Origin of the sequence: Neisseria sp. 83E34 (assembly GCF_001308015.1) — a bacterium.
Classification (GTDB): Bacteria; Pseudomonadota; Gammaproteobacteria; order Burkholderiales; family Neisseriaceae; genus Neisseria.
Window position 1 is genome coordinate 1 of the sequence record NZ_LGYH01000040.1, and the last position, 503, is coordinate 503.

The 503-nt window shown below is 58.4% G+C and carries 1 pseudogene; it reads right to left on the reverse strand.

The features are described 5' to 3' along the window. A pseudogene (locus AKG09_RS12295) lies at window positions 1-503 on the reverse strand (RHS repeat family protein); the annotation flags it as partial.

Below are 503 nucleotides of genomic sequence, written 5' to 3' on the forward strand. Positions count from 1 at the left end.
ACGTCGGTGACTTCGGTATAGCCGTCGTGGTAAGCGAAACGCCATTCCTCACCCAGCGAAGTCCAATTGCGCAATACTTTGCCGGTGGGGGTGTAATGGCTGTATTCGTAATAGGCGGTCAAGCCCGCTGCATCGGTGTGCGACACCATCAGGTTGTTTTGATAGGTGAAGCTGCGTTTGACCGTGCCGTCGCGGCCGATTACGCGCAGCAAATCGCCGCCGGTGCCGTATTCGTAGCGCACCAATGCGTCGCCGGCCTGTGCGGCTGCGCCGAAAGCAGGCAGGGCATCGAGCAGCGATACCGACAACAGCCGCAGTTTGGGCGAGGTTTCGTCGGCCACATTGCCGAAGTGTAAGTAGAATACCCGCCCGTTGCCGTCGATAATATATTGCGGCAATCCGGTCAGCGGGTGGTAGATAAAACGCTGGTGGTTGCCGTTGGCATCTTCCACCGCCACCAGCGGTAGTTCAGTACAGTTGTCGCCGTTCGGGTCGTCTTCCGA